This is a genomic window from Erythrobacter sp. HA7-11, from assembly GCF_055693605.1.
On the sequence record NZ_JBVFUF010000002.1, the window covers coordinates 1,113,426 to 1,139,268 of the forward strand.

At 57.4% G+C, this 25,843-nt stretch carries 22 protein-coding genes, 1 tRNA gene and 1 pseudogene; 20 read left to right on the forward strand and 4 right to left on the reverse strand.

The features are described 5' to 3' along the window. The first annotated feature begins 152 nt into the window (after positions 1-152). The 3 genes from ACZ1GU_RS05810 (at position 153) to ACZ1GU_RS05820 (ending at position 1,731) form a co-directional block, all read left to right on the forward strand. Complete coding sequence (locus ACZ1GU_RS05810) at positions 153-563, forward strand: EVE domain-containing protein (RefSeq protein ID WP_472647116.1); 411 nt, start codon at positions 153-155, stop codon at positions 561-563. Between the two features lie 71 nt (positions 564-634). Then, on the forward strand, positions 635-1,384 hold the full coding sequence (locus tag ACZ1GU_RS05815) for an SDR family oxidoreductase (protein WP_472647117.1): 750 nt from the start codon (positions 635-637) through the stop codon (positions 1,382-1,384). 140 nt (positions 1,385-1,524) lie between these two features. After that, complete coding sequence (locus ACZ1GU_RS05820; protein WP_472647118.1) at positions 1,525-1,731, forward strand: hypothetical protein; 207 nt, start codon at positions 1,525-1,527, stop codon at positions 1,729-1,731. On the opposite strand, the gene ACZ1GU_RS05825 is transcribed toward ACZ1GU_RS05820, so the two are convergent. Beyond that, positions 1,732-3,051, reverse strand: a complete 1,320-nt coding sequence (locus tag ACZ1GU_RS05825) for an MFS transporter (protein WP_472647119.1) — start codon at positions 3,049-3,051, stop codon at positions 1,732-1,734. 116 nt (positions 3,052-3,167) lie between these two features. Between ACZ1GU_RS05825 and pgsA the strand changes: the two genes are divergently transcribed. Both pgsA and msrA read left to right on the forward strand, forming a co-directional pair. Continuing rightward, complete coding sequence (gene pgsA / locus ACZ1GU_RS05830) at positions 3,168-3,776, forward strand: CDP-diacylglycerol--glycerol-3-phosphate 3-phosphatidyltransferase (protein ID WP_472647120.1); 609 nt, start codon at positions 3,168-3,170, stop codon at positions 3,774-3,776. A gap of 228 nt (positions 3,777-4,004) precedes the next feature. Then, complete coding sequence (msrA, locus tag ACZ1GU_RS05835; protein ID WP_472647121.1) at positions 4,005-4,571, forward strand: peptide-methionine (S)-S-oxide reductase MsrA; 567 nt, start codon at positions 4,005-4,007, stop codon at positions 4,569-4,571. An 11-nt stretch (positions 4,572-4,582) separates the two neighbouring features. Here msrA and ACZ1GU_RS05840 read toward each other — a convergent pair whose 3' ends face one another. Beyond that, entirely contained in the window at positions 4,583-5,479 is an 897-nt protein-coding gene (locus ACZ1GU_RS05840; RefSeq protein WP_472647122.1) for a LysR substrate-binding domain-containing protein, read from the reverse strand. Continuing rightward, complete coding sequence (gene rnd / locus ACZ1GU_RS05845; protein WP_472647123.1) at positions 5,476-6,687, reverse strand: ribonuclease D; 1,212 nt, start codon at positions 6,685-6,687, stop codon at positions 5,476-5,478. Before rnd ends, ACZ1GU_RS05840 begins: the two co-directional genes overlap by 4 nt. 217 nt (positions 6,688-6,904) lie before the next feature. On the opposite strand from rnd, the gene aspS reads away from it, so the two are divergent. Continuing rightward, positions 6,905-8,722: an aspartate--tRNA ligase gene (gene aspS, locus ACZ1GU_RS05850; protein WP_472647124.1), complete on the forward strand. Its 1,818-nt coding sequence runs from the start codon at positions 6,905-6,907 to the stop codon at positions 8,720-8,722. A gap of 112 nt (positions 8,723-8,834) precedes the next feature. Then, a complete protein-coding gene (locus tag ACZ1GU_RS05855) occupies positions 8,835-9,854 on the forward strand; it encodes a tetratricopeptide repeat protein (protein WP_472647125.1) in 1,020 nt (339 codons plus the stop codon). Between the two features lie 192 nt (positions 9,855-10,046). Here ACZ1GU_RS05855 and ACZ1GU_RS05860 read toward each other — a convergent pair whose 3' ends face one another. Next, positions 10,047-10,481, reverse strand: coding sequence for a PA2169 family four-helix-bundle protein (locus ACZ1GU_RS05860; protein WP_472647126.1), 435 nt, complete (start codon positions 10,479-10,481; stop codon positions 10,047-10,049). Positions 10,482-10,668: 187 nt separating this feature from the next. On the opposite strand from ACZ1GU_RS05860, the gene ACZ1GU_RS05865 reads away from it, so the two are divergent. The 13 genes and pseudogenes from ACZ1GU_RS05865 (at position 10,669) to ACZ1GU_RS05925 (ending at position 25,806) form a co-directional block, all read left to right on the forward strand. Beyond that, positions 10,669-11,451 (forward strand): hypothetical protein, encoded by a 783-nt coding sequence (locus tag ACZ1GU_RS05865; protein WP_472647127.1) that lies wholly within the window; start codon positions 10,669-10,671, stop codon positions 11,449-11,451. A 122-nt stretch (positions 11,452-11,573) separates the two neighbouring features. After that, positions 11,574-11,811: pseudogene (locus ACZ1GU_RS05870) on the forward strand (acyl carrier protein). A gap of 113 nt (positions 11,812-11,924) precedes the next feature. After that, complete coding sequence (gene fabF, locus ACZ1GU_RS05875; protein ID WP_472647128.1) at positions 11,925-13,184, forward strand: beta-ketoacyl-ACP synthase II; 1,260 nt, start codon at positions 11,925-11,927, stop codon at positions 13,182-13,184. A 4-nt stretch (positions 13,185-13,188) separates the two neighbouring features. Then, positions 13,189-14,157, forward strand: coding sequence for an endolytic transglycosylase MltG (gene mltG, locus ACZ1GU_RS05880; protein WP_472647129.1), 969 nt, complete (start codon positions 13,189-13,191; stop codon positions 14,155-14,157). Between the two features lie 8 nt (positions 14,158-14,165). Further along, positions 14,166-14,696: a 2'-5' RNA ligase family protein gene (locus tag ACZ1GU_RS05885; protein WP_472647130.1), complete on the forward strand. Its 531-nt coding sequence runs from the start codon at positions 14,166-14,168 to the stop codon at positions 14,694-14,696. Positions 14,697-14,785: 89 nt separating this feature from the next. Next, positions 14,786-14,862: transfer RNA gene (locus ACZ1GU_RS05890), tRNA-Met, on the forward strand. A 242-nt stretch (positions 14,863-15,104) separates the two neighbouring features. Continuing rightward, positions 15,105-16,805, forward strand: coding sequence for a formate--tetrahydrofolate ligase (locus ACZ1GU_RS05895; RefSeq protein WP_472647131.1), 1,701 nt, complete (start codon positions 15,105-15,107; stop codon positions 16,803-16,805). A 297-nt stretch (positions 16,806-17,102) separates the two neighbouring features. Next, positions 17,103-17,480 carry a YidH family protein gene (locus tag ACZ1GU_RS05900; protein WP_472647132.1) on the forward strand — a complete coding sequence of 126 codons (378 nt, stop codon included), beginning with the start codon at positions 17,103-17,105 and terminating at the stop codon, positions 17,478-17,480. Positions 17,481-17,994: 514 nt separating this feature from the next. Continuing rightward, a complete protein-coding gene (locus ACZ1GU_RS05905) occupies positions 17,995-18,816 on the forward strand; it encodes a hypothetical protein (protein ID WP_472647133.1) in 822 nt (273 codons plus the stop codon). Next, positions 18,776-18,997 carry a hypothetical protein gene (locus tag ACZ1GU_RS05910; protein ID WP_472647134.1) on the forward strand — a complete coding sequence of 74 codons (222 nt, stop codon included), beginning with the start codon at positions 18,776-18,778 and terminating at the stop codon, positions 18,995-18,997. The genes ACZ1GU_RS05905 and ACZ1GU_RS05910 overlap by 41 nt, the downstream gene beginning before the upstream one ends. 20 nt (positions 18,998-19,017) lie before the next feature. Continuing rightward, positions 19,018-19,509: a hypothetical protein gene (locus ACZ1GU_RS05915; protein ID WP_472647135.1), complete on the forward strand. Its 492-nt coding sequence runs from the start codon at positions 19,018-19,020 to the stop codon at positions 19,507-19,509. Positions 19,510-19,569: 60 nt separating this feature from the next. Then, positions 19,570-20,628 carry a hypothetical protein gene (locus tag ACZ1GU_RS05920; protein WP_472647136.1) on the forward strand — a complete coding sequence of 353 codons (1,059 nt, stop codon included), beginning with the start codon at positions 19,570-19,572 and terminating at the stop codon, positions 20,626-20,628. Positions 20,629-20,673: 45 nt separating this feature from the next. Beyond that, on the forward strand, positions 20,674-25,806 hold the full coding sequence (locus ACZ1GU_RS05925; RefSeq protein WP_472647137.1) for a hypothetical protein: 5,133 nt from the start codon (positions 20,674-20,676) through the stop codon (positions 25,804-25,806). The last annotated feature ends 37 nt before the right edge of the window (positions 25,807-25,843 follow it).

A 25,843-nucleotide genomic window follows, 5' to 3' on the forward strand; every position in this document is an offset into this window, starting at 1 on the left:
GATCCTGCCCCCAGTGATTTCGAACTGCCACGTCTTGACGAAACAAATTAAAGATCGGGTTAACTCCGTTCTCAAGGGCGGAATCGGGTGGCATCGCGATGGCTGGCTCGTTAGGGAGTCGCCAGACAACATTTCAAACCGGAGACGCAAACGTGCCTGCTTACTGGCTGATCAAATCCGAACCATTCAAATACAGCTGGGACGATCTGATCCGGGATAAAGAAGAAGTGTGGGACGGTGTGCGCAATCACCGCGCCAAGAACAATCTCAAGGCCATGGAAGTAGGCGATCAGGCCTTCTTCTATCATTCGCGCGAGGGCTTGGAGATTGTCGGTATCTGCGAGGTTTCGGTGGCAGACCTGAAAGACCCGACCGATCCGACAGGCACATGGGATACAGTGAAGTTCAAGCCGGTTCGTCCTTTGGAAAACCCCGTGACGCTCAAACAAATCAAGGCCGAACCGAAGCTCGCGGATTGCGAATTGGTGCGCCTGTCCCGGCTGTCAGTTGCAAGCATCACGCCTGATGAGTGGAAGCTGATCTGCAAGATGTCCCAAGGCTGACATTGTTTCGGAACATTCAGGGTCGCAAGTCCGTTGGGTAAGCAAACACTTATTTGCAAACGGAGACGACAATGAACAGGTTCGAAGGCAAGCGCATCCTCATCACGGGCGGAACCAGCGGCATGGGGCTGGCTGGTGCCAAACTGATCGTGGACGAGGGCGGCGAGGTCGCCGTTACCGGAACCAGTCAGGACCACTTGGATGAAGCGGGCCGTAGCCTGCCGTCGGGTTCACTCGTGCTCCGCAATGATGCTTCCGATCCAGAAGCTGCAGTTGAACTGGGTGAAAAGATAAAGGACCAGATGGGCGAGATCGATGGCGTCTGGCTTAACGCAGGTTTCGGTAAATTCGGCCCGCATGAGAGCGTCACCGCGGGCGCTTTCGACCGTATGAACAATGTGAATGTGCGCGGCCCGGTTCTGCAAATGGCGCAGCTGATCCCATTGATCAAAGACGGCGGCTCGGTTGTTCTCACGTCTTCAGTCGCACCATATCTTGGGCAGGAAATGGGTGCTGTTTATGCCGGGACCAAAGGCGCTGTAACAGCGATTGTGCGGACTTGGGCTCGCGCGCTCGCTCCGCGCGGCATTCGTGCAAACGTGGTCGCACCTGGCCCAATTGAAACGGGCTTCTTTGAGGCTACTGGCATGGACGAAAGTCAGGTCGAACAGATGAGCAAGCAGATCCAGAAGCAAGTCCCGTTGGGTCGTTTCGGAACATCGGAAGAGGCGGCACAAATCGCGCTGTTCCTGCTCTCCGATCACAGCTCTTACGTGACCGGTTCAGAATACATGGTCGATGGCGGCATGACGATGCGTTGATGCTTGTCAGGCTACAATTCTGGCGGTGCGCGAGGGCTGCCGAAAGCCTGCTCTGATGAACAGACAAGGTTACTGTGCCAGCTTGTGACAGTTGACAATACGGCCTCAACAAATCGTTAAAAAAGTCTTAACGAGGGGGCATGAAAACAGCACAAACGCGTCGCAACCTTGTCCTAACCGCAGAGTCGGCTCGTCATCCGTTTCGGGCGACATTGCCACCACATGTCTTGACTGATGAGCTCGCTGCGCCGGCTGAAAGCCTGTGGCAATTGACCCGCGATGATGTGCGCGGATTTGCGACGGTCTACGTAGCAGCTTTTGCAGCGATGCTGGCTTTTATTGCTTGATCAGGCAGTAGCCATTTCTGCTTCATCGCGCTCTGCGCGGTAGAGCCGCCGGCCTAGCCACGCTGAAATCACGCACATTGCGGCGCTCAGCAGCAGCTGCTCTGCAATCGGGATGCCAAAGACGCTGAGGCTCATAGCGATCAGCGCTCCAACAACCATCGCGCCTGAGTTTACGATATTGTTGGCAGCGATTGTCCGCGCCGCTTTGTTGGGTGCGACACGCGTTGTGAGGAATGCATAGAGCGGGACCACAAACATGCCGCCAGCAATTGAAATGCCAAGCAGGCAGATGAGCAGCGTCAACGCTGATGGCCATCCGATAAATTCGCGCACGCCCATCAATTCGGTCGGTGCGTCGGCAGCCCAAGCTCTGCATACGATGTAGAAAGCAACGACGAAAACGCCCATCGCAATGACCGAAACGGGCGCATAGCGAGCGGACACAGTGCCCTTAAGCAGCGCGTTGATCGACACCGATCCGATGGCAATTCCGACTGAGAAGGTCGCAAGGAAGAGGCTCGCAACTTCCGGGCTAGCCATCAGTGTGTTCTTCGCAAGCGGAGGGAACTGGATCGTCAGAACCGCACCAATCGTCCAGAAGAAACTGATCGCAATAATCGCGAGGTAAACTTGGCGGTCATCCATCGTCGCCCTTATCAAATTGACCGAGGCGCGCCAGACGTTCCAGTCGAGCTTCTTTATCTCGCCCAATGGCGGGGCTTCAGGAATGAAGCGGCTGGTGAAATATCCGACAATGGCCGTGATGATGATGCCGATCGCAGCCCATTCGACCGGAATCCATCCTGCGAGCACAGTCCCGGTCAGGATCGCGATGTAGGTGCCTGCTTCGACCAGGCCTGTGCCCGCCAGCACTTCTTCTTTCTTCAAATGCTGCGGCAGAATTGCGTATTTGATGGGGCCGAGAAACGTAGACTGCACGCCGGTCAAAAACAGGGCTGTCATCATCAGCGGGATTGCGAAACTTTCGACAGCTACGCCGCGCCAAGCGAGATACAGCCCGGTTGCACCGGTAAGCATCAAGCCGATTTCGCACAGCTTCACGGTTCGAATAATCGCAGCTTTGTCGCGCATGTCGGCAAGCTGCCCCGCGACAGCCGACAATGCGAAAAAGGGCAGGATAAAAAGCCCGGTCGCTACCGCGCTGAAAATACCTTCCTGGCTCTCGTCATTGTAGAGCTGGTAGACAACAAACAGCACCATCGCTGTCTTGTAGAGGTTGTCGTTGAAGGCATTGAGCAATTGCGTGCAAAACAGCGGCAGAAAGCGTTTGCGATGCAACAGGTGCGTCGATGTGGTCATGCAAAAATGTGGCCTCTCGCTCCGCAGTGGTACCGCGATAGACGATACGCAGACGTTAACAAGCCGAGTCTCACATCTTTTTCCTTAACAACTGAGCGGCTAAAGCATCTTCCACTATGTTGACGCTGCCGAACATACTGACCTTGTCGCGCATTCTTGCGCTGCCGCTTCTGGCGTTTTTCCTGTGGTGGCCGGACTGGCGGCTCGGTTACGCGATTGGCTTTGCGCTGTTTGGCTTGATTGCCATCACCGACTTCTTCGATGGCTATCTCGCGCGGGCGCAGGGAACCGTGTCGAAACTGGGCATTTTTCTCGATCCGATTGCAGACAAGATCATGGTCGCTACGGTAATTCTGGTGCTGACCGCGCAAGGGTATATGCGCGGGCCATACGTGGGCGACATGCACGTGATCGCGGGTCTCATTATCCTGATGCGTGAAATCGCCGTGAGCGGTTTGCGTGAATTTTTGGGCGGGATCCAGGTGTCGGTACCCGTCAGCCAGCTGGCAAAATGGAAGACGACGTTTCAACTGATTGCCTTGGGCGCATTGATCGGCGGCGGCGCGGTGCACGGCCAACCATGCCAAGTGCCAGGTGCAAGCTGCGCCTCAATTGAGGAAACATGGATCCACCTCGTCGGACTGACCGCGCTTTGGGCCGCAGCCGTCCTGACCTGTATCACCGGCTGGGATTACCTGCGCGTAGGCCTCAAGCATATGGATTGATCAGCCGTATTGAGGGACATCTGGTCCTCAATCGCGCCTCCCGACGTAACCATTTTCTCCTTTGGATCGTATCTTAGAATGAACCGTTTAGGCAGAGTGAACGCCCAATTAGGCGCGAAGGGATACCTATGGCGAAAAATCTGATCATGTACCGTTTGGCAGCCGCACTGTTAGCAGGAGGGGCGCTGGCGCTTTCGTCCTGCGCGTCGCCATACAGTTCAGCGGATAATGAAGCGGTACGGCAGCACTTTGGTCACGACCGAAGGCCTTCCCGAAGGACAAGCTACTGCGGTGTTCGCGATGGGCTGTTTCTGGTGCGCGGAGGCAGACTTCGAAAAGGTCGATGGCGTTATTGATGTGGTGTCGGGCTATACCGGCGGGACCACCAAAAGCCCGACCTACCAGCAAGTGACATATTCAGAAACCGGTCACTATGAGGCTGTGCTCGTCACGTATGACACCTCAAAACTGAGCTATAAAGATTTGCTGCCGGTGTTTTGGAGCAATGTCGATCCGTTCGATGCCAGAGGACAATTCTGCGACAAGGGCACAAGCTATCGTGCCGCAATTTTTCCAGGAAATGACGAAGAAGCCGAATTGGCGAGCGCCTCTAAGAAAGAGGTTGCCGAGCAATTCGACCGTGAAATCGCGACGGCAGTTATCGATCGCAGCGACTTCTATCTCGCTGAGGACTACCATCAGGACTACTACAAAAAAAACCCGATCCGCTATCGCTATTACCGCAATGGCTGCGGGCGTGATGATCGCTTGGAAGCAATTTGGGGTGAACGCTAAGGCGCGACTGCCTACCCGGCGCGAAGCTCCTCGGCGAGCAGCTTGAAGTCATCGCTACGCGGCGAATTCTTGCGCCAAATCAGCGTGATCTCTCGGCTGGCTTCGGCGCTTTTCAGCGACCGCGCGACCACCTCTGTGCCGTTCAAGATGCCTGCATTCAGCGCCATCTCTGGCAGCATGGTCAGCCCCAGATCATTGTCGACCATCTGAACCAAAGTGTGCAGGTTCGTGCCGATCATTGTCGCGCTGCCGCGCAGCTCTGGTCGATTGCATGCTGCAAGCGCATGATCGCGCAGGCAGTGCCCGTCTTCGAGCAGCAGCAGCCGCCCTTCATCAATCATGCTGGGCGGAACTGTGTCCGGCGGATCACGTGGGTCGTCCTTGGGAAAGGCGACGAATAAGCGATCATCGCTGATATGCTCTGACTCCACCTCGCCGGTGGCAAAGGGCAGGGCGAGAAGCACGCAATCGACGCGTCCGTGCTGGAGCGATTCCACCGCATCCGCGCTGGTTTCTTCGCGCAGCAGCAACTTGAGGTCGGGGCGCTCTTTTTTCAGGCGCGGCAACATGCGGGGAAGCATAAACGGCGCGATGGTTGGGATTACGCTCATGCGCAAAGTGCCGGATAATGGCTTACCCGCCGCCTGGACCAGATCGGAAAGCTCTTCGGCCTCGCGCAGAATGCGGTGCGCCTTTTCGACCACCGCGTCGCCCAAAGCAGTAAAGCGCACGACCCGGCGGCTGCGTTCAACTAAGGTTATGCCGAGCAGCGATTCCAGCTCACGAATCCCAGCCGAAAGCGTCGACTGCGAAACATAGCTCGCATCGGCGGCACGACCGAAATGCTTGTGCTCGTGCAGCGCTACGAGATATTGCAATTGCTTGATGGTGGGGAGGTAGGTGCTCACTCGCCTTCCTGTGCTTCCTGCGCCTCTGCCATGCTCGCCTGCATGTCATCAATATGCGTCATGGCGAGCTTGCCTTTACGCACCGCGAAGGCGAGGCGCCCCTCGACCAGTTCGAGCGCATCCTTACCGAACACGTCATAGCGCCAGCCTTCGAGCACTTTAAGATCGCGCACGCCCGCAGCAAGCGCTTCCATCTCGTCGGCTTTGGTCAGCAGGCGGGCGGCTACGTCGATTTCGCGCGCGCGAATTTTCAGCAGCAGTTTGAGCAGGTCAGCGACCAGCGCGCCTTCTTTGCCGAGCGGCGCACCGCGTTTCATCTTGGCGGGCATTTCATCCTTGGGCAGCGGCTCGGCTTCGGTGGCCACTTTCATCAGCCTTTTGCCAATATCGTTGTCCCGCCATGCCGATGACAATCCGCGAACTTTTGCGAGATCGGACTGCTTCTTAGGAGGATGGCTGGCGATATCGGCGAGCGTCTCATCGCGCATAATCCGGTCGCGCGGGATATTCTTGTGCTGCGCTTCGCCTTCGCGCCACGCGGCAAGCGCCTTCATCCGGCCAAGCACCGCAGGGTTGCGGCCAGGCTGGCGAATGCGCCGCCAGGCAAGGTCAGGGTCGGTGATGTAATTGCTGGGATCGGCCAGCTTCTCCATCTCTGCATTGAGCCAATCGCCGCGCCCGGTCTTGATCAGCTTTTGCAGCATCTTCGGAAAAATCTTGGACAGATGCGTCACGTCGCCGATCGCATATTCGATCTGGCGGTCGGTCAGCGGACGGCGGCTCCAATCGGTAAACCGCGCGCCCTTGTCGATCTGGATGTTGAGCCAGGTATCGACCAGATTGGCATAGCCGATCTGTTCGGACTGGCTGATTGCCATCATCGCAATCTGGGTGTCGAAAACGGGATGCGGGGTCTTGCCAGTCATATTGACGATGATCTCGACATCCTGCCCGCCCGCGTGGAAGACTTTTAAGACCTCGTCGTTCTCAGTCAGCAGATCGAGCAGTGCGGTCAGATCAATGCCATCGGCCAGCGGATCAATCGCAGCGGCCTCTTCCGTATTGGCGATCTGCACCAGGCAGAGCTCTGGCCAATAGGTGTTCTCGCGCATGAATTCGGTGTCGACGGCGACAAATTCGGATTGGGCCAGGCGCTCGCACAAATCGTTGAGAGCCTCGGTCGTCGTAATCAGATCATGTATCTTCATCTGTGTCTTTTCTGTGTGTCGGGCGGAGTACCACCCTCGGGCCAATGAGAGAAAAGGCCCATTGATAACGCTGTGTGCGCCCGCGAAACCTTGACAAAGCCCCACGCTTGCCCTGTTAGCGCGCGCATACAAATGACGCGCTGAAACCGGGTCAGGCCACGACAGCAATCGTGGCGCGCCTTTAGCGCCATACTCTCGAACAGGACAAGAGTTTAGGATGCACACCTACCGTTCCCACACTTGCGCACAGTTACGTGACACGCATGTCGGCGAAACCGTTCGGCTTTCGGGCTGGATTCACCGCAAGCGCGACCATGGCGGCGTTCTGTTCGTCGACTTGCGCGATCACTACGGCATGACGCAGATTGTCGCGGACGAAGATTCGCCAGCGCTACCGGTGCTCGAATCTTTGCGCGCAGAGAGCGTGGTGACGATTGATGGCGATGTAAAAGCGCGCTCGGCAGAGACGGTGAACGACAATCTGCCGACCGGCGCGATTGAAGTGTTCGCGCGCAGCGTCACGATCCAGAGTGCTGCTGAAGAGCTGCCGATGCCAGTTGCGGGCGAGCAGGATTACCCGGAGGATATCCGCCTCAAATATCGCTATCTCGACCTGCGCCGTGAGACCATGCACCGCAACATCATGTTGCGCAGCAAAGTGATCTCTTCGATCCGTCAGCGTATGGTCGATCAGGGCTTCACTGAATTCCAGACGCCGATTCTCACCGCATCTTCGCCAGAGGGTGCGCGCGATTTCCTCGTGCCGAGCCGTATGCAGCCGGGCAATTTCTACGCGCTTCCGCAAGCGCCGCAGATGTTCAAGCAGCTGCTGATGGTGTCGGGCTTTGATCGCTATTTCCAGATCGCGCCGTGCTTCCGCGACGAAGACCTTCGCGCTGATCGCAGCCTCGAGTTTTACCAGCTCGATTTTGAGATGAGCTTTGTCACTCAGGAAGACGTGTTCCAGGCCTTGGAGCCGGTTCTCGCTGGCGTCTTTGAAGAGTTTGCCGACGGCAAGACTGTCACCGCATCGGGCGAGTTCCCGCGCATCCCCTATGCCGAGGCGATCCTCAAATACGGCACAGACAAGCCTGACCTGCGCAACCCGCTGATCATCAGCGATGTTACCAGCCACTTCGAAAAATCGGGCTTTGGCCTGTTTGAAAAGATCGTTGGCGGCGGCGGCGTTGTCCGCGTGGTGCCTGCGCCGGGCACGAATGAGAAGAGCCGCAAGTTCTTCGATGATATGAACAATTGGGCGCGCAGCGAAGGGTTTGCTGGCCTCGGTTACGTCACCCGCAAAGGCGGCGAGTTCGGCGGGCCGATTGCCAAGAACCACGGGCCTGAACGGATGGAAGAGCTCTATAACGCGCTTGGCCTTGGCCCGGATGACGGTCTGTTTTTCGCTGCCGGCAAGGAAGCCGAGGCGGCCAAGCTGGCCGGTGCCGCGCGCACGCAGGTCGGCGAGCAACTCGGTCTGATCGAAGAAGGCTGTTTCAAGTTCTGTTGGATCGTCGATTTCCCGATGTTCGAGTATGACGAAGAGCTGAAGAAGGTCGACTTTTCACACAACCCATTCTCGATGCCGCAAGGCGAGATGGAAGCGCTCGAAACGATGGACCCGCTCGAGATCAAGGCATGGCAATACGACATTGTCTGCAACGGCTATGAGCTGTCATCGGGCGCAATTCGGAACCACCGTCCGGACATCATGTACAAAGCGTTCGAACTTGCAGGCTACGACAAGGCGACGGTCGACCGCGAATTCTCCGGAATGATCGAGGCGTTCAAGCTGGGCGCACCGCCGCATGGTGGCTCGGCGCCGGGTATTGACCGGATCGTGATGCTGCTCGCCGGCGAAGAGGCAATTCGCGAAGTCATTGCCTTCCCTATGAACCAGAAGGGCGAAGACCTAATGATGGGCGCGCCGAGCAAGGCTGAGCCGAAGCAGCTGCGCGAACTCTTCCTGCGCACGGTCGAACCACCACAGAAGCAAGAGCAGGGTGGCGCGGCCAAAGGCTCCAGCGAAAGCTGATTGCGTATCCTGACCTTTCCCTCGGGTGAAACCTTTGGAAAGGCTGGCCATTCATCTTTCCCTCACTTGCCCCGCGCGATAGCATGGGGCGTGAAACATGGGGAATTTCGACATGAAACGTAGCCGGTTGAGCGCGTTTGCGGCATTTGCGAGTGGTCTCGCAGCGATCACAAGCGCGTCTGCGCAAGCTGAAACGCTAACCGTTGGCGGTCACCTGCCGGCCACGACCGATGCCGGGCTCGACGTGGAAACAATCGCCGTCGATGATTTAAGCGGCGGCATGGGCTCGCGTCTGAGTTATGAACTCAAAAACGCGCTTGAGCGAACGCGGGTCGAGGATCAGAATTGGTTCGAGATTGTGCCGCTTGGTGCGAAGCCAGTCGACGCAATTATCCAAGGCAGCGCTGGCATTCAATCATCGGTGCTGCAGCTTGAGCCGAAGCGCGAACGCGAGTGCGTGGAAAAGGATAAAGACAAGAAGTGCGTTCGCTACCGCACGAATGTCTATGAGTGCACGCGAACCGAAGTTTCATTCTTTCCGGACATCGAGATTGTAGGGCGCGAAGGGGAGATCCTTTACACGGCGCGAAATGAGTTGAACCGTAACGAGGACGTGTGTGCCGACACCGGATCGCCGCCTTCTGTTTCAGGGATGTCCGATGCGCTTGTCTCCAATTTTGCGTGGCGCGTGCGCAATGCATTGGCTCCACGTTTCTTGAGCCGGGAATATCGAGTGCTTGAGCGTCGCAAAGGTCTGGAAAAAGCGGATCGCAAGGCTTTCAAAGAAGCGCTGCGTCTGACGAAGACGGATGAAACTGCGGCATGCAAGGCTTTCCAAGCGCTCGAAGCTGCCAATCCGCAGCACGTTTCTGTGCTGTTCAATGTTGCCATGTGCCAGGAGCGCGACGGAAACTACGAGACATCTTTGGCGACGCTTGAGCGCGCACTTGCGGTCGAACCGAAAAAACTGATGGCGCTGGAATCGGTTGATCGCGTTCAAGGTTGGATCCGCGGAGAAGATCAGTTGATCGCGCGGGCTGAAATCATGGGTGCACGCTATCCAGACTTTGCTGCCTTGCCCGATACTTCAGGCGGCGGTGAGGGCCAAGCGGAAGGCACTCAGGTAGAATAACAGCCTCGCCGCACAATCGAGTTGGGAACAGCAAAAGGCGCCCGATCCGTTGCGGATCGCGCGCCTCAGTGTTTGGGGATTGTGTTGAAACTTGTGGGCGGGCGCGTCAGCGTGGCTTGAATGTCAAACGCTTAGTACGCCTCGCGCTCGACGCCCGGGTGCAAGTCCCCACTTGCACTAGCATGCACGACGTTATGCGTATTGCTTTTCAATCATGTCGCCGAAGCGTTCGCCGACCTTGATTTCAGAATAGGCTGGTTCAATCCAGCCCTTCATCTTCTGATCCACGTTATTGTTTTCAAGTGCATCGCGGAACTGGTCGGCAATGTAATCTTCGCCTTCCTCTACTCGCTCGGCTGCGGCTTCATCGCCGTTCTCGAATGCGTCGGTGATCTTGAGAAACATCTGGTGCACCGTACCGCTTGCGCTTGCCTCGGTGATCGGACTCACATCCAGTTCGACGAGGCCGCTGTTCAACATCGAGAGCGTTTCTGCACGCTTCTCACGGCGGGTCTCCAGCGCACGTTTCAGTGCCGGGCTCTTCGCCGTTTCGGCCGCCTTGCGGTATCCTTCGACCGAATCATAAGTCGTTTGTGTCAGTGATTTTAGCAGTTCAATATTTGTCATGTGTCTCCTTAAAAGTTGTCGTTTCGCGTCGTCGTGACATGAGTTTAACGGGATAAAGCACAATTGTTTCCGATGCTTACGATGAAGCGAGTGTCAGCTGCGTTAAGCTGTGATTGGACGTGTATTTCCCCGGTCAGAGCCATTTGCCAATTGTAACCCGCGCCTGCATGGCTACGAATGTCTCACCATGATTCCGACCCGTCGCGCCATGATTTTGAGCAGTCTCGCCGCCGCCGCCGCGGCAACGGTGCCGCTCGCCGGTTGCGCGAAACCCAAGCCAAAGTCTGGCGCAACGCGGGTAACGGTGTTGGGTGCAATCCACGGGCGTCATCGTGATAGTGAGCGGTATTCACTCGACGTATTGCGCGAGGCGGTGCGCCGCGCCGCTCCAGATGTGATTATTTCAGAGATTCCGCCCGACCGGATCGATGAGGCCAAGCGGAGTTTTGCCGAAACTGGCGAGGTTACCGAGCCGCGTACAAAAGTCTTTCCCGAATACACAGACGTTATCTTCCCGCTCACGCGAGAAATGAATTTCGAGATCCTTCCAGGCGCCGGATGGACGCGCGAAATTGCAGATAATCGCCAGGCGGCGTTGGCACGTATCGAAAACGATCCACAGCGCGCTGAACAATGGACGGAGCATCTCGCTGCCCGGCGGGCCTATTCGCGCGAGCTCGCGGGGCGCGGCGATGACCCCAAATTCATTCATACAGACGAGTATGACGCGATCGTCGAGCGCGCCCAAAGGCCTTACCAGCGGTATTTTGATGCAGATCTGGGCCCCGGCGGCTGGACGCAAATCAACAAGGCGCACAATGACTTAATCCATTCTGCGCTCGATTCTGTCAGCGGTGAGGAACTCAACGCACTTGTAACTTTCGGAAGCTGGCACAAATATATGATCAAGCGATCATTGGCATCGCGCGATGATATCGAGTTACTCGACGCGCGCGCTCTGTTCGATTGACGCGACATTCGGTCCCCGTCCGGGGACAGTTTCGGAGGGGTATTCATCTCCTCTTGCACTCACTCGCAGCGTTCATTAGGGCGATAGCGAATTTCACACCCCAATTTTCAAGAGGGAATACTATGAGCGATACTGCCGACCGCGTGCAGAAAATTGTCGTCGAACATCTCGGCGTAGAAGCCGACAAGGTTTCGCAGGATGCAAGCTTCATCGATGATCTGGGCGCAGACAGCCTAGACATCGTCGAGTTGGTCATGGCTTTCGAAGAGGAATTCGGTGTCGAAATCCCTGACGATGCGGTACGAAAAGATCACCACTGTTGGTGACGCGACCAAATTCATCGAGAGCCACAAAGGCTGATTAGACGCGGACTGAAGTGCGCGAGGTTTTGCGCACCTTTCCCGTCGATTTAGGCTAAATCATCAGGCCCGCGCCCCCAGTGGGCGTGGGCCTGAGTTGTATTGGAGAATTGAATGCGCCGTGTTGTCGTCACCGGGTTGGGTCTTGTCACGCCGCTGGGCGGCGATGTGGAAACCACTTGGCGCAACCTGATTGCAGGGGAAAGCGGCGCGGGGCCAATCACGCGCTTCGATCCGGAAGATCAGAAGTGCAAGATTGCTTGCGAGGTCAAGGACAAGGATCATCCCTGGGGGTTTGATCCGGACAAGCGCGTCGATGGCAAGATCCAGCGTCAAGTCGATCCGTTCATCGTTTATGGCATCGATGCCGCCGGTCAGGCGATCGAAGATGCCGGCCTTGAAGACATGGATGAGGCGACGAAGCTGCGCACGGGTTGCTCGATCGGTGCCGGTATTGGCGGCCTTCCGGGGATCGAAAAGGAGAGTGTCAACTTGCATGAGCGCGGTCCTGGCCGCGTAAGCCCGCACTTCGTGCACGGGAGGCTGATCAACCTCGTCACGGGGCAAGTTCAGATCAAATATGGCTATATGGGCCCCAATCACGCGGTTGTGACGGCTTGTTCGACTGGTGCCCACTCCATTGGCGATGCAGCGCGCATGATTGCTGCTGATGACGCTGACATCATGCTCGCAGGCGGCGCAGAAAGCACCGTCAATCCGCTCGGCATAGCGGGCTTCGCTCAGGCGCGCGCTCTCAACACGAGTTTCAACGATCGCCCGACAGAAGCGAGCCGTCCATACGACAAGGACCGCGAAGGCTTTGTGATGGGCGAGGGCGCCGGTGTCCTCGTTCTTGAGGAATATGAGCACGCCAAAGCGCGCGGAGCAAAGATCTACGCCGAGGTGACCGGATACGGCCTCTCAGGCGACGCCTATCACGTCACAGCTCCGCATCCTGAGGGCAAAGGCGCGGAACTCGCCATGCGGATGGCATTGCGCAAGGCTGGCTTGTCTGAAGGCGACATTGATTATGTAAACGCGCACGGCACTTCGACCATGGCCGACACGATCGAACTGGCCGCGGTCAAGCGAGTGTTAGGCGATGATCTGAGCGGCGCGTCGATGAGTTCGACCAAGTCGGCGATTGGCCACTTGCTTGGCGGTGCAGGCGCGGTCGAAGCGGTGTTCTGCATTCTCGCGATGCGCGATGGCATCGTCCCGCCGACGCTCAACCTTCACAATCCTGATGAAGGAACCGAGGGTATCGACCTCGTCCCGCTGGAAGCGAAGAAGCGCGAAGTGCGCGCGGTGCTGAACAACAGCTTCGGTTTTGGCGGCACCAACGCTTCGCTCGTCATGCAAAAGGTGGATTGAGAATATGCGCCGGCTCGGCCTGATCTTTGCGGTGGGGCTGGCGCTGCTGCTGGCGGCTGGTCTTTTTGCAGGTAGCCAGTTTCTTGGCTCGGCGACGGTCAAGGAAGAGAGCAACTTCGTCATTTCGCCGGGCTCCTCTCTGAGCGCGGTGGCCGCAAAATTGGAAGAAGAGGGCCACATTTCTTCGGCTGACGGCTTCCTCTTGCGCGCTCGGCTTCTCGGCTCCGGTGATCCGATCCAAGCTGGAGAATTCTCACTCACTCCCGGAATGACGCAGGGGCAAATCCTGTCAGCATTCCAAAATGGTGATGTGGTACGTCGCTTTGTAACCATACCGGAGGGCATGCCTTCGATCCTCGTGCACGAGCGGTTGATGGCAGAGGAATTGCTAACCGGCGAGGTCGATGTACCGGTCGAAGGGTCGATCTTACCCGATACATATGATTTTGAGCGCGGCGAGAGCCGTCAAAGTGTGGTTGCGCGTATGCAATCGGCGATGGACAGCTATCTCGCCGAGGCGTGGGCAGAGCGCGGCCCGAACACCGTGGTCGACACGATGAAAGAGGCTGTGATCCTTGCCTCAATCGTGGAGAAAGAAACGGGCAAAGCCTCCGAACGCAAGCAGATCGCGGGGCTTTATTCCAACCGTGTGAAGACAGGAATGCTGCTGCAAGCCGATCCGACGATCATATACCCGATTACGAAGGGCAAGCCGCTGGGGCGCAGGATCCGCCAATCGGAAATTGCGGCGGTCAACGGCTACAACACCTACACGCGGATTGGACTGCCCGAGGGGCCGATCACGAACCCGGGCCGTGAAAGCATCGCGGCCGTGCTCAACCCGGCTGAGACAAACGCGCTCTTCATGGTCGCCGACGGAACAGGCGGGCATATGTTCGCCGAGACCCTCGCGGAGCATAACGCCAATGTTGAGAAGTGGTACGCGATCCGCCGTGCGCGCGGTGAGATGTAACGCGAAGAGTGGCCAACCCATACATCGTCACAGCGGCACTTCCGCCTGATGTCGCATCCTGGGCTGAAGGTCTTCGCCGCGCGCATTATCCCGCACATCGCAACCATTTGCACGCGCATGTCACGATGTTCCACTCCTTCGCGCCTTCACTGCTTGAGGAACTCAAGAGCTACATTCCTCGCCTGACGGCTGAATATGCTCCGGTAGAGGCGCGGGTTAGCGGTGTGATGGATTTGGGCAAGGGAACTGCAATTGCGCTCGAGAGCCCTGATTTGCTTGCTGTGCGGGCCGAGATTGCTGAGCACTTCCACGGCAGCCTCACCAATCAGGATCTTTACGAGCCGCGCCCGCACATCACGATCCAAAACAAGGTGACAAAGGAAGAGGCGAGGGCGCTGCAAGCGCAACTGCGACTTGATATCGAGCCTTGGATTGAGCGCGGTGCCTTTCGCTTTCCCGCGATTGAGCTGCACCTTTATCAAGGCGGTCCTTGGGATTTGGTGAAGCGCTGCGCGCTGCGCGGAAAAGCGCTTCCATAAAACCTTCGCAAGAGTGGTTGACCGCTTGGCGAGCGCAGCCTAAATGCGCCGCTCGTTTGAGGCGTTTGCGCCTCGCGAACCCCAATTGGGGCGGAGTAGCTCAGGTGGTTAGAGCAGTGGAATCATAATCCATGTGTCGGGGGTTCGAGTCCCTCCTCCGCTACCAATCCTAAAGCGGCATAGTTCGGCTGGATATGTGAGTGGTGGGCCAATTGCGGTTACAAACCGCCGCCAGCCTGCAAGCTCCCATGCGTGATCGCCTTGCCGCAGGACATTATTGACCCACAGCAACAACAAATATGCGCCCATAGTGCTGCTAGGGCTTGTTTGAGCGGCGAAATACTTCAGACAGTCGCGCAGCTTATGTCAGTGTGCTTCTCTGACAACTTTTGGGGAGGGCGAGCGCTGATGGCGCGAGACGATTTACCTGGACCTGGGGCACCTGATATCGAAATCGCCCGTGCAGCAGCGATGGAACCCATTCTTGACCTCGCCAAACGGCGGCTGGGTTTGGACCCTGAAACACTGGTGCCCTTCGGCCACTACAAGGCGAAATTGAGCCTCAAGCATATCAACACGCTTAAGGACCAGCCTGACGGCAAGCTCGTGCTCGTTACGGCCATTACGCCGACACCTGCAGGCGAGGGCAAAACCACAACCAGCGTTGGATTGACCGATGGTCTGAACGCAATCGGTGTGAACGCGATGGTTTGCCTGCGCGAACCTTCTCTTGGTCCGTGTTTTGGTATGAAGGGCGGGGCGGCAGGCGGTGGCCGGGCGCAGGTCGTCCCGATGGAAGACATAAACCTTCACTTCAACGGTGATTTCCACGCAATCACCTCTGCGCATAGTCTGTTGGCCGCTCTCATCGACAATCATCTGCAATGGGGCAACGCGCTCGATATCGACCCGCGTCGCATCACATGGCGGCGGGTTGTCGACATGAATGATCGCGCCTTGAGGAATATCACAATCGGCCTCGGCGGTCCTGCTCACGGCATTCCTCGCGAAAGCGGGTTTGATATCACGGTCGCCTCGGAAATCATGGCGATCCTGTGCCTCGCTAGCGATCTTCAAGACCTGCAAAAGCGGTTGGGCGACATCATTGTGGCTCGCACTCGCTCCAAAAAACCAGTCACCGCGCGCGATATCGGTGCTGATGGGGCGATAGCAGTGCTGCTGAAGGATGCGCTCGCGCCTAATCTGGTTCAGACGATCGAGCACAGCCCGGCCTTTATTCACGGCGGACCGTTCGCCAACATCGCGCATGGCTGCAATTCGGTGATGGCCACCAAAAGCGCACTCAAACTAGCCGATGTTGTCGTCACAGAGGCAGGCTTTGGAGCGGATCTCGGCGCCGAGAAGTTCCTCGACATCAAATGCCGGCAGTCTGGTTTACGCCCTGATGCGGTGGTGCTCGTCGCCACAGTGCGCGCCTTGAAAATGCAAGGCGGCGTCAAGAAAGATGATCTGGCAAATCCCGATCCCGAGGCACTCAAACGCGGCGCGCTAAATATCGGCCGCCATATCGAAAATCTGAAGAAGTTCGGCATTTCTCCGATCGTTGCGATCAACCATTTCGTCCATGACACGGCAGAAGAAGTCGGGACTTTGCAGCAGATTTGTGCGGAGCACGGCGTGGCCTGTGCGGTTTCGAAGCACTGGGCCGATGGCGGTGAAGGCGCTCGCGACCTAGCGACGGCGGTGAAGGCTGCGCTTGATGCCGACGAAACCGCAGTGGAATTGCTCTATCCTGATGAAATGCCGCTTGCTGAGAAAATCCGCACTGTAGCGCAGGAAATCTACCGCGCCGACGAGATCGTCCTGTCTGCGGCGGTGAAGCGGTCGCTTCAGGAGTTTGAGGACTTGGGTTACGGAGCCCTTCCGATATGTGTCGCCAAGACTCAGTATAGCTTTTCGACTGACGCGGCTAAGCTGGGGGCTCCATCTGGCCACAGTGTTCAGGTTCGAGAAGTGCGCCTGTCGGCTGGCGCGGGCTTCATTGTCGCGATCTGCGGTGACGTCATGGTGATGCCGGGCTTGCCTCGCAGACCTGCCGCGCTCGAGATTGGGCTGGACGAGAATGGCGAAATCGTCGGGCTCGCGTAATTGTGGCGCAGGGTGCGCTAGCGCGGGCTGAATGATGGGATACTCCGAAGAAAGACCAGTTTCGGCACATCACAGGTTTGTGCCAAGCACGCAGCGCGGCTTGGCCCAGTGCTTTCATAACAGACTCTCTAGAGTTAGATTACCTATGATGTATGGCTATCAAAACTCTATTTTAACGCGAGTTTATCCGTTCTGAAGTAGCGCTAAGTATGCGTAAGGGGTCGGCATTAGTGGCTTTGTTCAACGCAGATTGCGCATTTGAATGACGTGCCCGCCAAACAGCGCTAATGCATTATCATGACAGACCAAAGCACAAGCAACGAGCTCGCCGAAGATCGCACCGACCTTGCTGAAGATCGCACAATAATGGCCAATGAGCGAACATTCGCGGGATGGATGCGGACGGGACTGGCATCGGTCGGCATAGGGCTTGGCTTCAACGCGCTGTTTGAAAAGCTTGAACCGTCATGGCTCCCGAAAGGCATTGCCACACTGTTCATACTGATCGGGATCGCGATTTTCTGGGCCGCGGAGCGCAAGGGATGTGCGGTCAACGCTCGGCTCAATTCTCATCGAGCTGAGCCAATTAAGTCTGTGAATTTGAAAATTATCGCGGCCCTGATGTCTTTGGGAAGTTCCGCGCTAATCCTCGGAATCTGGCTCTTGAGCGTCTGACCGATCTTATTGCGATGCGATTTAAGCTCTCATGCGATGTAAGATTTGTCTTTTAAATATATAAAAACATGATGAAATATCACTAAGTTCAATCTTAAATCTTTGCCGACGTCCTCTTGCTCGTCATCAAGTTGCCGAGCATTGCGGTTGATTGCGTGATCTAGAAATCACTATAGATTACGAATCTAAGGCAATTAAAAACATACTGAATTTAAGCCTTGAGGTCTGGCGAATAGCTTCGGATTAAGCCTGGAGTTAGCTGATCTATCTCTAGCTACACAGCTCTGACGGGCTCTTCGCGTATACTGCGCCCAGTATGACCTTCGGTTCAGTTACGTCTCACAGCTTCGATCTCAAAAACCGGCCTGAAAACCGCTGGTCAGCGAACGCTCGGTTAAACGCGGAATTAACCCTCTCTCTGGGTGATTGTAAACTCGTGTAAACCGCTAAAGTCTGCGCTTTCGGATCGATATGTAAACGGTTCGATAACCAATTCTGCGTATTCGTCCGAGGCATGAATACACGGAACCTCATTAAGCCAAGCCTGGCTAACTCGCTCGCACCGGCTCTCGCCGTCGCAATTTTTGCGACCGCTGCCGCCGCTCCTGCTCACGCTGCTGGCGTCGATGCCGGTACTCTCATCGAGAACACCGCGACCGCAACCTACGACGATGGGACGGGGCCGCAGACTGTGGACTCCAACACCGTCACTGTTCTTGTCGACGAGCTTCTCGACGTCACGGTGACGTCGCTCGATGGTGGGCCAGTTGGCACGACGCCGGGCGACGAAGTGCTTACGTTCGAGATCACGAACCAGGGTAATGGCCCCGAAGCGTTCGAACTGACAGCCAACCCCGTGGTAGCGGGCAATGACTTCGACACGACCGTCGATGGCATCGCGGTCGATACAAACGGAAACGGCACATACGATCCGGGCGTCGACCAGATCCTGACCGGTCCAGAGACCACAGCAGTGCTGGCAGCCGATGAGACGCTCACCGTGTTCGTTCTCGTCACGGTTCCGGCAAGCGCGACCGACACACAGCAAAGCGATGTCGAGCTGACTGCCGAAGCCGTTACCGGAACGGGTGCGCCAGGCGACACCTTTGCCGGACAAGGCGTGGGCGGCGGCGATGCGATCGTCGGCACCACCGGCGCAGATGCGACCGCGACCGGTTCGCTGCTGGTTGGCATCACGACGGTCGATCTCGTCAAGTCAGCCGCAATCGTCGATCCCTTCGGCGGAACCAGCGCTGTCCCTGGCTCGGTCGTAACCTTCACGATCTCGGTACGAGGTGACGGGCAGCGGCACAGTCGACAATCTGATCGTCACTGACGCCTTCCCAGCAGACACAACTTATGTGCCCGGCACGCTGACGCTCGCGGGCGCCGCGCTCACCGATGCGAGCGGCGATGATGCGGGCGAGACCGATGCGACGGGCATCACCGTTGATCTTGGCACGGTCGCAGGCGGCACAACGCAAGCCATCACTTTCGATGTCACGATCGATCAATAATCAAAACAGGGTCCGATAGAATGACTTTTTCCAAGACAATTTTCGCAGCTCTTTTGGCTCTGGCGCTGCCAGCCATGCCTGCGCTTGCGCAGGGCAATGCGATGGAGCTTAATGGCGACGTCAAAGCGGTGAAGACCACCACTGATGCCGCGGGCAATGAAAGCACTGAGCTGGTGGAGCCGAGCGTGATCGTCCCGGGCGATCGTTTGATCTTCGGCACCGACTACACAAACTCAGGCGCGGAAACGGTAACCGACTTTGTCGTGACCAATCCGCTGCCAAAGGCTGTAGCCTTGGCTCCAGACGCCAGCCCTGAACTAACCGTTTCGGTTAATGACGGAAAAGATTGGGGTGTTCTTGGCACCCTTACCGTGACGCAGGAGGATGGCACCAGCCGTCCCGCCGAACACGGTGATGTCACTCATGTTCGATGGACGCTTGCCTCGGTTGCACCGGGCGAGAGCGGTACGGCTCGAATATCCAGCAATCATTCGCTGAGAGGCGAACGGTAACCGCCAAGCCTTGCGGGCGGGACTTTATTAGTCGTGGGGCACACGCAGAGGAACTCTAACATGAGACCTACCACCCAGTTGCTGGGAGCTGTCAGTTCGGTTGCGCTCGTTGCTATGAGCAGCGCGCCAGCTTTGGCTGCAGGCACCACAGCAGGTGATACGATCACCAACAACGTCTCCGTCACGTACGACGTAGGCGGTGTGACTCAAGACGTGGAAACTGCATCTGATACTTTCACTGTCGACCAAAAAGTCGATGTGACGGTAACGGCTGTGGGCGGTTCTACTTCTGTCTCACCCGGTGAGCAGAACGCAGAGCTAGTCTTTGATGTCACCAACCTGTCGAACAGCGATGTCGACCTTGACCTGACCACGGCTTTGACCGCGGGTACGGCTGGTAACATCGCCAACTTTGAAATCTTCCTTGATGCCAATGGGGACGGCGTATTGAGCGCGGCTGAGATCTCAGCCGGACCAATTACCTTCCTTGACGAGGTCACCGAAGACGAAGTTGTGCGCGTGATCGTTGTCGCCGACATCGATCTAGCTGCGACTGATGGCGAAACATTTGATGTAACGCTGACGGCTGACGCACACGAAGCTGGCGCAGCTGGCCTTGGCGCGGAACTGACGAACACTGCAGGGGCAAACACTGCCGGTGTTGATACGGTTCTTGCCGATAATGCAGGCGCTACCGACGGTGTGGGCAACGGCGACTTCTCAGCGACAAACACCTATGTGGTTGCCGCGGCGAATGTCACTGTAGCGAAATCCAGCAGCATCTTCAGTGATCCAATCAATGGTACTAGCAACCCGAAGGCAATTCCGGGCGCGTTCGTTGATTACTGTATTACTGTAACGAACGCTGCTGGTTCAGCGACGGCAACCGATGTCAACGTGAACGACTTGCTGCCAGCAGACGTAACATTCGATGCGTCTTTCGGCATTTTCGTGAACGGCGACGCAGCGTGTACCGGTGGTACCGACGGTGTACCGGGCGGCACGGCCTCATTTAGTGCGGGCAGCGGCCCGGGCGGTGAGGACGAGGTCGACGGTGTTCTGGCGGACATTCCCGGCGGCACAACCCGCTCGCTCTACTTCCGCGTCGAAATCAACTAGTCGACCTGGAATAAGACTTTGCGTGTAGCTCTCTCTCTGAGACGCTTGGCAGCAGCACTTATCTTAGTGCTGCTGCCATTTGTCGTGCTCGGAGAGGGGGCGCGCGCGCAAACGGCCTCGGATCGCACAATCACGAATATTGCCGAGGCAACCTGGCAGTTTGATGGAACCACGATGAGCATCAGCTCCAACGAGGTTTCTATCAATGTGTCACCAGCTCCGCCTGAGATCCGTGCTTTCCGGCCTGCGCCGGCAAGCTCGTTCGAGCTGAATTATCAGGCACCATTGTGCAGCATTGCGGGTCAGTCTCCGCAAGCCATCTCCACAAATGGACAAACCACGCAGCAAAATGCCAGTGTTGAGCAGACCAATGTGCTTCGCGCGGGCCAAAACCTGCTGTTTGAGGTTTCGGCAAGCGCCGCAAACGTCGATTCTGGTGCGATTGACCAGCTAAGCGTGGTGATCACCACGACGAACGGCGACAGAGAGACCGAAACAATCTTCGAAACCGGGCCCGATACGGGCGTATTCATCGGAGAAATCCCGACCGTACGCGCGCCGCCGGCTCCGGTTCAGAGCGATTGTCGCCTCAGTGTCGCTGACGGTGAAATGATCCAGATCGCGGCTTCGCTGCCCGGTCAGTCCGATGTTATCGTGACCACCGATGTCGAAGTACTCGCCGATCCTTTTGGTGTGGTGTTCGACAGCGAAACTGGTGAGCCTGTTGATGGTGCGACCGTTTCATTGGTCGATGCCGATACGGGCCTGCCAGCAGTAGTGTTCGCCGAGGATGGGGTAACACCTTGGCCTTCAACCGTTATTTCTGGCCAGCCGATCACCGATGGTGCAGGAAATGTGATCCCGATGGGGGCTGGTGAATTCTGGTTCCCGCTTACGTCGCTGGGTCGTTATCGCTTGGTGATAGAGCCGCCTGAGCCTTACACGGCACCATCAGTCGTTGCTCCTGAGCAGATTGCTAACCTAACGCGACCCGATGGTCGATCATTCGTTATCCAAATAGGTTCGTATGGCGGTGTCTTTGAACTGGTCGATCCTACGCCGGTTCAGATAGATATTCCGCTTGATCGACCCAGTTTGGACATCGGGCTAACCAAAACCGCGTCTCGCGACCGCGTGCAGCCCGGTGATGTCGTGTTCTATGCTGTCACCGCGACAAATAGCGATCCTGATCGCATTAAGCGCGACGTGGTGCTGACCGATACACCGCCATCCTCGTTGCGATTGCGCCCGGATACCATCCGGATTGATGGCGCTGAAGACCCTGACGCGATCACGATTGCGCCCGATGGCAGCGTGCTATCCGTGGCGCTCGGCGATCTCGCTGGCGGGGCTTCGAAGCGCGTCACCTATGCGATGGTAGTCCGCGCCGATGCTTCTCCGGGCCGCGCGCTGAATCGCGCTGAGACTACAGATTCTCTCGGACGGACGGCTACGGCCAGCGCCGTCGTTGATATTGAGCGCGACAGCATTGCTGATCGCCTGACCATTATTGGCCGTGTGACCGCAGGGCGCTGCTCTGTGCGCGATCCTCGCGTCGGCATTCCCGGCGTCCGCATAATGCTAGAAGATGGCAGCTTCGCCATTACCGATGCCGACGGTCGTTATCACTTTGAAGGCGTGGTGCCAGGTACTCATGTCGTGCAGGCCTCTCGCATGACCCTGCCCGAAGGGGCCGAGTTCATCGATTGTCATCGTTCTAGCCGCAATGCGGGCAGCGCCAATTCGCGCTTTGTCATCGGACAAGGCGGCAGCCTGATCGTGGCTGATTTCCATGCCATCGTCCCAGAAGGCGCGCTGGAAGCTGTTGCTCCACTGGCAGAAACCACACCAGAGGGCTCGATCGCTCGCGACGTCGCGGAGACCGCAACCCCGACCGCACGGACCGGTGACGCCTTGGTTGGCTCGCCAATCGCAGGCGGCGCGCTGCTCGCAGATCGTCCCGCGACCGTGGGCGACGGCCTGAATGATGCTAAAACCACGCAAGACCTTTCGCCCAAGACCGACTGGATCGCTCTCGGCGATGGTCCGGACGGCTGGCTCACCCCAGAGGTTGATCACAACCCCCGCGCACCGGCGATCCGCGTCGCTATCCGCCACCGCAAGGGCCAGAAGGTCGTTCTGCGCGTCGACGGTGAAGAAGTGAACCCGCTCGCATTCGACGGCACCAAGAATCCTCAGCGCGGCAAATTCGCTGTCAGCACCTGGCGCGGCGTTCCGCTTCGAGGCGAGCGCACTGTGCTTGAGGCTGACATCTACAATTCTTTCGGAGAAGTCCGCGAAACGATCACGCGTGACGTGTTCTTCACCACTACACCTGCAAAGGTTGAGTTCCTGCCAGAGCAGTCGAATCTGATTGCCGATGGGCGCACCCGTCCCGTGATCGCTGTCCGCGTGCTCGATCGCAACAATCGTCCGTTGCGCGAAGGCATCGCCGGTGAATTCTCAATCAACTCGCCATATGAAAGCGCAGAGCAGATTGATCGCCAGCAGCTCAACCAGCTCACTGGTTTGGCTCCGAGCTCGGCCCGCTGGGTAGTGAAGGGCAATGACGGCATTGCGCTGATCGAACTGGCGCCAACCATGGTCTCCGGCTCTGTGCAGCTCGACTTCCGTTTCGATGATGGCGAAATCACCCGCACGCAGGAGCTTGAGGCTTGGATCGAGCCAGGCGATATCGAGTGGACCATTATTGGTCTCGCTGAAGGCACAATCGGCGCAAAGAGCGTTGCGGACAATATGGAGCGCGCGGGCCGCTTTGACAGCGATCTGGGCGACGATGCGCGCGTCGCTCTCTATGCAAAGGGCCGGGTGCTCGGCAAATACCTGCTCACACTGGCCTATGACAGCGCCAAGCAGCGCGAAGACCAGCGTGTACTCGGGACCATCGACCCGAATGCCTACTACACCGTGTTTGCTGACGGCTCGAGCCGCCGCTTTGACGCTGCGAGCCGCGAGAAGCTGTATGTTCGTATCGAAAGCTCGACCTTCTACGCGCTCTATGGCGATTTCGAAACCGGCTTCAACCAGACCCAGCTTGCGCGCTACAACCGCACCGCAACCGGCATCAAGGGTGAGGCACGTATCGGCCAAGTCAAGGTCGCGGGCTTCGGCGCGGAAATCTCAACACGTCTGCGCCGTGACGAGATCCAGGGGCAGGGCATTAGCGGCCCATACCGCCTGTCAAACCGCGCAATTCTCGCCAATAGCGAGCGGGTCGTACTTGAAGTACGTGACAGGTTCCGTTCTGAAATCATTGTTTCATCAAGAGAATTGACGAGATTTATCGACTATGATGTTGATCTGCTTTCTGGCACGATCACATTTGCTGAGCCGGTACTTAGCCGCGATTTTAGCTTAAACCCACAATTCATTGTAATCACATATGAAACTGATGGACTGGGCGATGAAAAGCTAAATGTCGGTGTCCGTGCAGATTGGACCAGCGAGAGCGGCCAGCTTCGCATCGGTGCGACCGCGATCTCCGACAAGGGCGAGGGTGCCCGGACCGATCTCGGTGCGCTCGACCTGCGTGCGCGGATCGGCGACAACACCGAAATTCGCGCTGAAGTCGGTTTTAGTCACAAGGACGACCGTACCTCTAACGCCTGGCTCGTTGAAGCTCAGCACCAGACCGGCAACCTCGACGTTCTGGCCTATGCGCGCGGCGTCGATGCCGACTATGGCGTGGGCCAAGAGAATGCAGCAGAGCGTGGCCGCAGCAAGGTTGGCGTGGATGCGCGTCTGCGGCTGCACGAACACCTCAGCCTTGTTGGCAGTGTTTGGCAGGACGATAGTCTGACAGACGACAGTCGCCGTCGCGCGGCTCAGGCCCAGGTCACTTACACGACGCAAGGCACGGATCTGAATGTCGGGCTGGCTCATTTTGACGACCGCCTCGCTGATGGAACCAAGAACAGGTCTACCGTCCTCGAAGGCGGTGTGACGCAGCGTCTCTTCGACAATAGACTTGAGTTGAGTGTTTCTACCAGCATTGCACTTGATAATACTGAAAGTATTGACCTTCCTAACCGTCATCGCTTTGGTGCACGCTATGCGATTACTGACGATATCCGTCTGGTCGGTCTTTACGAAATCGCTGACGGTGAAAACATCGACGCACGCACATTGCGCGGTGGTATCGAAGTGACACCATGGCAGGGCGGTAAGATTGTGACCACCCTCGGTCAGCAAGACATTGGTGAGTTCGGAAATCGCAGCTTTGCAGCTTTCGGTCTCTCGCAGACTGTACAGGTGAGCCCGGAGCTGACGATTGACGCCACATTGGACGGCAGCCGCACTCTCAACGGTTCACCTGACGTCACTGACGTCGTGAATGCGCAGCAGCCGGTCGCAAGCGGTGGCCAGCTAACCGGCAACTCGCAATTTGAAGACTTCACCGCAGCAACAATCGGTGCGGCATGGCGCAAGGACCGCTGGAGCGCGACCGCGCGCGGCGAATACCGTGATGGCGAGTTTGCCGATCGCAAAGGCGTGACAGTCGGTGCGATCCGCCAGCTGGGCGAGGGCAGCATTGTAGGCTCGGGCGCGACTTGGACTGAAGCGACTGCTACAAACGGTGCCAAGACCGAGATCTTCGATGCCAGCATCGCTTTTGCGCACCGTCCAGATAGCTCGGAAATCGCGATGCTCGGCAAGCTCGAGTACCGCAGCGATAAAATTACCGGCGCAGTTACAGGCGAAACTGCCGGCGCAGGGCGTACCGCGCTGATCGTTGATGGCGATGCACGGTCGCGCCGTCTGATCGCCAGCGTTTCCACCAATTGGTCACCGCGTGAATGGGATCGCGACGAGAATGACGAGCTGGTGCAGCGCCGCAACGACGAATACTCGCTATTCCTTGGTGCCCGCTACAACCTCGATCGCTTCGAAGGCACCGAGTTTTCGGGCACAAGCCTGCTGGCAGGGGTTGATGCGCGCATTGGCATCGGCGAACGCTTCGAAATTGGCGCTACCGGTACTGTGCGCGCCAATTTGGAAGATGATGTCACAAGCTTTTCTTACGGCCCACAAATCGGCTTTGTCCCGGTACGATGGCATGCTGCTTACGGTGGGCTACAACATCGAAGGTTTCCGCGACGAGGATTTCTCCGCCGCGCGCAATACCGACAAGGGCGTGTTCGCGGCGGTGCGAGTTAAATTTGACGCAGATACCTTTAGTTTTCTGGGGCTTGGC